This is a genomic window from Agrobacterium vacciniicorymbosi (assembly GCF_040427045.1).
GTDB lineage: Bacteria > Pseudomonadota > Alphaproteobacteria > Rhizobiales > Rhizobiaceae > Agrobacterium.
The window spans coordinates 193,867-202,119 of the sequence record NZ_JBETMF010000011.1; the positions used below are offsets into that span (position 1 = coordinate 193,867).

Below are 8,253 nucleotides of genomic sequence, written 5' to 3' on the forward strand. Positions count from 1 at the left end.
CACAATGATATACTGCGGATATCTGATATCAATTACGCACCTGGAATAGCCTAGATATGGACGAGTATACCGACCTCGAAGACCTCTCCCATCGTGCACTCTGCGACATGCCGCTGGTTCGGCCAGTGCTGGATAAAATTGCAGACAAATGGACGATCATGATCCTCACTGTGATCTGCCCCAAACCCTCACGCTTCAATGAAATAAAGCGCCGTCTCGACGGGATCACGCACAAGGCGCTGGCTGACGCTTTGAAACGACTTGAGCGAAATGGCCTTGTGACCAGGACGGTGCTTCCAACCCAGCCGATTGGCGTAGAGTACGCGATCACGCCACTCGGCCATTCCCTACGAGAACCATTCGAAGCATTGTGTTCGTGGGCCGCCGCCAATGGGGACAAAATCGAGGATGCGACGCAACGTTACGACAACGCTCGAACTCATCGCTAATGGCAATTTCGCATGACGGTAAGAACCAGCGTCATAATTGCCGTTAGATCTCGGCCTTATCGATCACAGACCACACACGCCTGATCTTCTTGCCTCTGAACTCGTAAAATACGTGCTCGTGAAAGACGACCCGTTTTCCATTGATGGGGAGCCCCATGAAATCTCCCACAGGTGAACAGTCAAAATTGAGACGAGCAGCAATCTTTGCAGGCTCGCAAACTAGAAGCTCGGCCTGAAAACTAAGATCGGGAATGTCCCGAAAATCTTTGACGAGCATGTCGCGGTAACCATCGAGCCCAATCGGTCGACCGTTGTGCTCGACTTGATCGTCTACGAAATTTCCAAGTTCGTCCCACGCTTGGCGATTAAGGCAGCCAAGATAAGCGAGATAGATTTCGCGTAGTTGATGATCGTTCATAAGACCTCCGACACTTTGCAATTTTCGACAAACTCCCAGTTGTGGACAGCGGGTGTCTAGTTCTCTGTTTTAACTTCAGATTCCGTTCGTGTTGGTCCTGTGGATCATAGGTGGACAATCTGCCTCAGCCAATATGACGATTGACTCAAATAGTACAAAGGAACAAATAGAGAACGCTCCCGGTTTTACCGGGTGGCATAATCGTCTGCAAAGGGAGTTCACCATGGGAATAGGCAACGCGAATGCGGTCATTGCCGAGCTTCGAGAGCAAATCGGACACCTAGAAAGGGCCGCTGCCCGAAAGAGGATGCTGCTGCCGTTCGGTGTGGACGATATCGACGAGTGTCTTCCGAATGGTGGTTTGAGTTATGGAGCGATTCACGAATTCGCGGGCGGTGGAACCGGCACGGTCGACGGCGCTGCAGCAGCCCTTTTTGCCGCCGGTATAGCAGCAAGAACCAAAGGCAAGATCGTCTGGTGTCTGACGAGGCCGGACCTGTTTTTTCCAGCTTTAGCGCAGGCCGGTCTTCATCATAGCCGCGTCGTCTTTGTCGAAGCAGACAAGGAGGAAGATGTCCTTGCCTCCCTAGAAGAGGGTCTATCGTTTGGTGGTCTTGGTGCCGTGGTCGGCGAGCTGGTTCGATTGCCAATGACGGCATCCCGACGACTCCAGCTCGCGGCCGAGAAGACCGGCACAATGGGTCTGATTGTCCGGCGATGGCGCAGGCAAACCGAAGCATCGGATTTCGGGCAACCAACCGCTTCGTCAACAAGATGGCGTGTATCGGTCCTTCCTTCTGAGGAGCTACCGGTGCCGGGAGTGGGCAGGCCCAGATGGTTCATTGAACTGATGCGAGTGAAAGCGGGCGAGTGCGCAGAGTTTATCGTAGGAGCGTGTGATGCCTCGGGTCGTATCAATCTATCTACCGGATTTAGCGACGGACAGGATCAGGAGAGACGATCCGGATATTTCCGTTGAACAGCCTATCGCCGTCATATCGAAATCCGGCTCGAAACGATGGGTTTCGGCAGTAGACAAGGCTGCACGGACCGCAGGACTGAAAGTGGGCATGCCCGCTGCAAAAGCACAGGCGATTTTCCGAGGTCTTTTCATGGTCGACGCCGATCCCGCTGCGGATTTCGTCGCACTTGAACGGATTACGTTCTGGGCTCTGGGCCAGCATTCGCCAATCGTTGCTATTGATGAACCGAATGGCATCGTCATGGACACGGAAGGAGCCGATCATCTTCAAGGAGGCGAGCTTCCGATGATTACCGGCATTGCCAATCGGTTTCGCGCAAAGAAGCTGACTGCCCGCGTTGCCATTGCCGATACCTGGGGCGCAGCGCATGCTTGCGCCAGAGTCATCCAGCGGGAAACCGTAATCGTTCCTGTCGGTGAGACGGTCCGGGCGGTCGAGAACCTGCCTCTGTCGTTGCTGCGGCTTCCAGCGAAGATCGTCGATGATCTCCACACCCTCGGCTTCAGGAGCATTGGGGAATTGGCCGCGACGCCCCCGGGCACCGCTCGCCCTTCGTTTTGGACCTGAAATCGGACGACGTATTGAGCAGATGTTTGGGCGGGTTTCCGAGCCTATCAATCCGATACGAACGCCCGACGTCATCGAAGTCAGTCGATCATTTGCCGAACCGATTGGATCGGCAGAAACCATCAACAAGTATGTCGGTCGTCTGGTGGAGCAGCTTGTCGTCGAGCTTCAGAAGAGAGGTCTCGGCGTTCGTCGCACTGATCTCATTGTTGAGAAAGTAGACGGCACTCGCCAGGCTATTCGCGCGGGTACCGCCAAACCGGCCCGTGATGTCGCTTGGCTGGTAAAGCTGTTTTGAGATCGCACCGAGAAAATCGATCCTGGTTTCGGTATCGAGAAACTGACCCTCTCAGCCATCATGACGCAGCCGCTCGAAGAAGAGCAGCGCTCGTCCGAGTTGATGGAAGACCAGGATGAAGACCTGACACCGCTAATCGATATTTACGGTAACCGTGGTCAGCGCGTCTATCGCGTTGCGCCGGTCGCATCCGACGTCCCCGAGCGCAGTGTCGCGCGTATTCCTGCCGTCGCGCTCGAAGACCAGGGGTCATGGGTTCAACAGTGGCGACGACCGGTGCGGTTGCTGGCCTATCCGGAGCGTATTGAAGCCATCGCCCTCTTGCCGGATCATCCCCCCGCAAGCGTCATGTTGCGAGGGAAGCGGCGTAAGGTCATACGAGCCGATGGTCCGGAGCGCATCTTCGGCGAATGGTGGACGCGCGAGACCGAAATGGAGGCAGTTCGCGACTACTTCCTCATCGAGGATGAAAATGGCGAACGCTTCTGGATTTTCCGTCATGGCGATGGTGTTGACCCTGAGACAGGGTCGCATCGTTGGTTTCTACATGGACTATTTGCATGAGTTACGCCGAGCTACAGGTCACAACCCAGTTCAGCTTCCTGCGTGGTGCCAGCAGTGCCGAGGAACTCTTTGCCACGGCCAAAGAACTCGGTATCGAAGCGCTGGGGATTGTCGACCGCAATTCTCTTGCCGGTATCGTACGCGCCCTTGAAGCGTCACGTTCCACCGGTGTGCGTCTGGTCGTCGGCTGCCGTCTTGATTTGCAAGAAGGCATCTCCATCCTTGTGTACCCGACAGATAGAGCTGCCTATTCCGGGCTGACCCGTCTGCTGACTCTTGGGAAAGAGCGCGGCGGCAAAGCCAACTGTGTTCTGACGCTCGATGACCTCTTGCGATATGCGGAAGGCATGATCGGCATATTCGTGCCGGACCTTCCGGACGAAACCTGCGCTCTCCATCTCCGGAAGATGCGAGAAATCTTCGAAGATCGCGCTTACGTCTCCCTTGATCTGCGACGCCGTCCGAACGACCAGATGCGACTTTTCGAGCTTTCCAACCTGGCCACACGGTTCAAGGTGAAGACTGTCGTCACCAACGATGTCCTTTTCCATGACCCGAGCCGTCGGCAGCTACAGGACGTCGTCAGTTGCATTCGCAATAACACGACCATCGATGAGGTGGGGTTTCAGCGTGAGCGTCATGCCGACCGATATCTCAAGCCTCCAGAGGAAATGCAGCGTCTCTTCCCACGATATCCCGAAGCACTCGACAGGACGATGGAGATCGTCGACCGCTGCAAGTTCTCGCTTGAAGAGCTGACATACCAGTATCCAGAGGAAGCAATCGTACCCGGCATGGATGCCCAACAATCCCTGGAGCATTATGTTCGCGAGAGCATCCCAGACCGGTATCCCGAAGGTTTACCTCAAAAAGTGCTGAAAGCTGTCAGGCACGAACTCGATCTCATTAAAGAGATGCGGTACGCGCCATACTTCCTGACCGTATTCAGCATCGTCAAGTTTGCTCGGAGTCAAAACATCATTTGCCAAGGTCGTGGGTCAGCTGCGAATTCTGCCATTTGTTACATCCTTGGTATTACCAGCATCGATCCGGAAACGAACGACCTCCTGTTCGAGCGGTTCGTATCGAAAGAAAGAGACGAACCGCCGGACATCGACGTGGACTTCGAACACGAGCGCCGTGAAGAGGTCATCCAGTGGATTTACAAGACGTACGGCACGCACAAGGCCGCTCTCTGTTCAACGGTAACGAGATACCGGGCAAAGGGAGCTATCCGTGACGTCGGTAAAGCACTTGGGCTGCCAGAGGACATCATAAAAGCCCTGTCATCCGGTATGTGGCATTGGTCAGAGGAAATGGTCAGCGACCAGAAACTGAAAGACCAAGGTTTGAACCCGGAAGACCGGCGTCTTGGGTTGACCCTGAAACTTGCACAGCAGCTGATGGGTGCACCTCGTCATCTCGGACAGCATCCTGGCGGCTTTGTTCTGACCCATGACCGACTGGACGATCTTGTGCCCATTGAGCCTGCCACCATGGTAGATCGGCAGATCATCGAGTGGGACAAGGACGATATCGAAGCCTTAAAATTCATGAAGGTCGATGTACTCGCAATCGGGATGCTGACCTGCATGGCAAAAGCGTTCGACCTCATCAAGACGAACAAGCAGATCGATCTCGATCTCGCGAGAATTCCGCAAGAAGACCCAGCCACTTACGCAATGATCCGCAAGGCAGACACGCTTGGGACTTTCCAAGTCGAGAGCCGGGCTCAGATGGCCATGTTGCCACGACTGAAACCCCGAACGTTCTACGACCTCGTTGTGCAGGTGGCTATCGTCCGTCCCGGTCCAATCCAAGGCGACATGGTGCATCCCTATCTTCGGAGACGCGAAGGCAAGGAAGCGGTGGAGTATCCGACACCAGAGCTTGAAGCGGTGCTGGGGAAGACGCTTGGTGTTCCACTATTTCAAGAGAGCGCGATGCGTGTAGCCATGGTGTGCGCAGGCTTCTCCGGCGGAGAGGCCGACCAGCTCCGCAAAAGCATGGCGACTTTCAAGTTCACAGGTGGAGTTTCCAAATTCAAGACCAAGCTGATCGATGGCATGGTGAAAAATGGATACACCGCCGAGTTCGCGGAGAAGACGTTCGGCCAGCTGGAAGGCTTCGGAAGCTACGGTTTTCCAAAATCCCACGCCGCGAGTTTCGCGTTAATCGCCTACGCCTCATGTTGGGTGAAGAAGCACCATCCTGACGCGTTCTGCGCTGCGCTGGTGAACTCGCAGCCCATGGGGTTCTACGCCGTCGCGCAGATCGTCGGCGATGCCAAAAACCATGGCGTCGAAGTCCGTCCTGTCTGTGTCAACCGCTCACGATGGGACTGCACATTGGAGAGGATCGGAAACACCGACCGGCACGCCGTCAGGCTTGGTATGCGCCTGGTCAAAGGTCTTGCCGCCGCCGATGCAGCTAGGATTGTGACTGCGCGAATGGATCAGCCATTTGAAAGCGTAGACGACACGTGGCGTCGCTCTGGTGTCCCGGCTGCTTCTCTAGTGGAGCTAGCCGAAGCCGATGCTTTCCTGCCATCGTTACAGATGGAGCGACGAGACGCGTTGTGGGCCATCAAAGCTCTTCGTGATGAGCCCTTGCCTCTGTTCGCTGCTGCTGCTGAACGAGAGTCCAGAGCCATTGCCGAACAGCAGGAGCCCGACGTCGAGTTGCGACAGATGACCGAAGGTCATAATGTGGTTGCTGATTACAGCCACATCGGTCTGACCCTACGAGATCATCCGCTCAAGTTCCTGCGCCAAGACCTGACCAAGCGACGTATTGTTACCTGTACGGAGACGATGAATGCTCGTGACGGCCGCTGGTTGATGACCGCCGGTCTTGTCCTTGTTCGTCAAAAGCCCGGGTCTGCGAAAAGCGTCATGTTCTTGACTATCGAAGACGAGACCGGCGCGGCAAATGTGGTCGTCTGGCCGAAGCTTTTCGAACGCAGCCCTAAAGTGGTCCTCGGTTCCTCCATGATTGCGGTCAACGGTCGCATTCAGCGCGAAGGTGATGTAGTCCATCTCGTAGCGCGGCAGCTCTTCGATCTGTCCGGCGATCTATCGCGTCTTTCTGATCGAAATCTTGATTTTAAGCTACAGACCGGTCGCGGCGACGAGTTTGCGCATGGTTTACCGGGTACAGATGCCCGGACGCCAAAGCCCCGCGACATCTTCATACCGGACCTGCATATCGATACGCTGAAGGTGAAGAGCAGGAGTTTTCATGGACATCCACCAACACAAAATGCACTAAAAACTGAGATGGACGTGTCTGGATACAAAAGCCGACCATTGATCGTGTTTGACCTATATCTGAGTAAGGCACGGCACAGGGCAGGACAGACTGTCAATAACTCCCCTGACACGCTTGGACGGGTGGATGCGGCGCGATCACAGTGATAATCTACTTCCGCGAAATCAATCCCTTTTCGATCATTGTGAACGTCTGTTTTGAGAAGATGTCGCACGGGTCTACTTCAGTGGCTAGTGTGAAGACACTCTAATTTTCCACTTGCCCGGAATGTGGCGCACCCAATGTTTGTAGTGAATTGGTGTGGCGTCTACCGCCGCCTTCCCTTTGCGGCGGTACGTAGCTAACTTATGTGAGGTGCGTTTATCGTCGGCTTTGCAACCACGCTACCAGGTCTGCCCCTCGGACCGCACGTCTTCTATTTGTTAATGATATAAAAGCTGGGAACGTGTCATCGGACTTAGCCAGACGATAAAGGCTAGACCGAGACAAGGTGAGAATCGCACAGATTTCACTTATACGGAAAAGTCTCAATTCACGATCGTACATGATGGTTCTCCTGATCGACTTTTGGACAGCGATGCGCTCCGGGTTTTATGTTCTGCACACCCGGAAAAACTCACACAGATCAAGAGCGACAACAAGGTTGTACACGGTTAATATTAAGCGATATTTCCTATCCGTTACGGAGCCGTTACATGATGATGTCAGCCCTCCACCTCTTTGCTCAGGCCTCAAAAACAGGTGCCAAGCTAATTACGATAAGGCACGACGAGGCGGAGGCTTCGGGTCTTGAAGCGGGAATTCACATCTTCACGGACCACTTCAATACGCCTTATGAGATCACGTCCGGATCGAAAGAAGCTGTTGAGGTCACGACATCCTTACTTAATGCTGAGACCGACAACGACTTTGCTGTTTTTACAAGTCGCTACGGTCCTCTACGGTTCACACGCCGCTTTGAGGCAGGAATGTGTACCCTAGTTCGCGAGCAACGTTTTATCGCGCAAGAACTCAAAAATCTGAACGAGAGCCTCCAAACTGGTGGATTTACTGACACGAACCCACCACCAAGCGGATTAGTGATGAGTCCGTTCACTGTTGGCTTCAATCTCTGGCTAAAGCCGAAAGAATGTTCTCGGGGATTTAATCCAGTATTCATGACTTACAGTCTGTACTGCTTCATTTCGTCCGAGATTATAACCCGGGCCATGGCAGGACGCCCGCTTTTGGTGTGCGAGAACTGTGCGGGATATTACCGACCGAGCCGACGCGACACGCGCTTTTGCGGAGGGCGCTGTAGAACAGCACACTCTCGGCTTCCTCGCGTCGAGATCGGCACCTCAGAAAGCCAGCCCCAGAAAGTTTAGTCAGAAACAGAGAACGCAACGATAACGCTTTAAAAGGACGAATTTCGAATGCATTATTTCAATATGGGTAGCAGAAACTCCCACAATTGCTTGCGCAGGATATCTTCTGTGTTTGCTTTGCAAAAACCGATAAGGATCGGATTATCTCTTCATCGGAGTGCCCAAAACAAACAACGTGCTGCCCGATTTCGCTGCCCAAAGTTCAGAGTTAAACAATTCAAATGGTCAGCGCAAGCTAAGTAAATGATGTTACTTATATTTTTTTGGTTGCGGGGGCAGGATTTGAACCTGCGGCCTTCAGGTTATGAGCCTGACGAGCTACCGGGCTGCTCCACCC

5 protein-coding genes and 2 pseudogenes are annotated in these 8,253 nt (G+C 54.0%); 5 read left to right on the plus strand and 2 right to left on the minus strand.

Features of this window, described 5'->3' with window-relative positions:
- Window positions 1-56: 56 nt before the first annotated feature.
- The gene (locus tag ABUK73_RS17885; protein WP_353578464.1) at window positions 57-449 is read left to right on the plus strand and encodes a winged helix-turn-helix transcriptional regulator; all 393 of its coding nucleotides are present in this window, start codon (window positions 57-59) and stop codon (window positions 447-449) included.
- Between the two features lie 43 nt (window positions 450-492).
- On the opposite strand, the gene ABUK73_RS17890 is transcribed toward ABUK73_RS17885, so the two are convergent.
- On the minus strand, window positions 493-867 hold the full coding sequence (locus ABUK73_RS17890; protein WP_353578465.1) for an ester cyclase: 375 nt from the start codon (window positions 865-867) through the stop codon (window positions 493-495).
- 223 nt (window positions 868-1,090) lie between these two features.
- On the opposite strand from ABUK73_RS17890, the gene ABUK73_RS17895 reads away from it, so the two are divergent.
- From ABUK73_RS17895 to ABUK73_RS17905, 3 genes and pseudogenes are all read left to right on the plus strand, one after another.
- Window positions 1,091-1,846: an ImuA family protein gene (locus ABUK73_RS17895; RefSeq protein ID WP_353578466.1), complete on the plus strand. Its 756-nt coding sequence runs from the start codon at window positions 1,091-1,093 to the stop codon at window positions 1,844-1,846.
- Window positions 1,767-3,279: pseudogene (locus tag ABUK73_RS17900) on the plus strand (Y-family DNA polymerase). Before ABUK73_RS17895 ends, ABUK73_RS17900 begins: the two are co-directional and overlap by 80 nt.
- Window positions 3,276-6,521 (plus strand): annotated as a pseudogene (locus ABUK73_RS17905) (error-prone DNA polymerase); the annotation flags it as partial. The pseudogenes ABUK73_RS17900 and ABUK73_RS17905, both read left to right, overlap by 4 nt.
- Before the next feature lie 388 nt (window positions 6,522-6,909).
- On the opposite strand, the gene ABUK73_RS17910 reads toward ABUK73_RS17905, so the two are convergent.
- Window positions 6,910-7,095, minus strand: a complete 186-nt coding sequence (locus ABUK73_RS17910) for a helix-turn-helix transcriptional regulator (RefSeq protein WP_353578467.1) — start codon at window positions 7,093-7,095, stop codon at window positions 6,910-6,912.
- 149 nt (window positions 7,096-7,244) lie between these two features.
- On the opposite strand from ABUK73_RS17910, the gene ABUK73_RS17915 reads away from it, so the two are divergent.
- A complete protein-coding gene (locus ABUK73_RS17915) occupies window positions 7,245-7,916 on the plus strand; it encodes a hypothetical protein (protein ID WP_353578468.1) in 672 nt (223 codons plus the stop codon).
- Window positions 7,917-8,253 lie beyond the last annotated feature (337 nt).